1 protein-coding gene is annotated in these 659 nt (G+C 58.6%); it reads right to left on the bottom strand.

The window, feature by feature from the left end:
* Positions 1 to 659: hypothetical protein (locus AC3WJD_RS22090; protein ID WP_492749016.1), on the bottom strand; the 659-nt coding region annotated here is incomplete at both ends.

Here is a 659-nt window from a genome sequence, read left to right as displayed (position 1 = left end):
GAGATGGCCCTTGCCCATGCGCGGGGCAGTCGCGCCGGACTGAAAGACATCGAACTTGTTGTTCGGATAGGTCGCAATATCGGAAAGGGTGCTGATTCCAGCTCCCACCATATACATGCCGATGATCCCGTTTTCTTCCGCCCCATTGAACTTAACCGGAAGAACCGCCGTCGAATCGGCGCGCGCCTCGATACGGCCGCCGAATACATAGCATTGCTCGCAATCGGCGTGAAACTTGATCACGTCGGCCGAGGTGTAGAGGTTTTCGAACGATGGCCCGAAAACGCTGATACCTGAGCAACCGCCCGAAAACAGGATCGAGTTTGTCGCATGGGTGGATGGCGTGCCGATCGTGCCGAACCTGACATGGCGCGGCATGAAGAACCGCGTGTCGTTGCAGTCGTTCAGGTCCCAGGCAATCGGTGCCGCCTCGACTTCGGGGCTGTAGAATGTGTTCCAATAGGAGACGTTCGACAGCTTCCACGCCCGCGCGAAGTTGCTTGTTCCATCGTTTGACCCGACGAAGCAGTTGATCCACTGGCAATACTGCCACTGGTTGCAGTCCCACGCGATTGCGGCATTCTGCTCTGCAAGCAGCCGCACGTTCTCGAAATAGCACCGCGCGACGGTCCCGCCGCTGTCGGCGATGCCTGTTCCGG

The organism is Sphingobium sp. FW306-1B-F04DB (assembly GCF_058781925.1).
The sequence above is the reverse complement of the archived record's forward strand: the minus strand, read 5'-3'. Positions and strand labels throughout refer to the sequence as shown.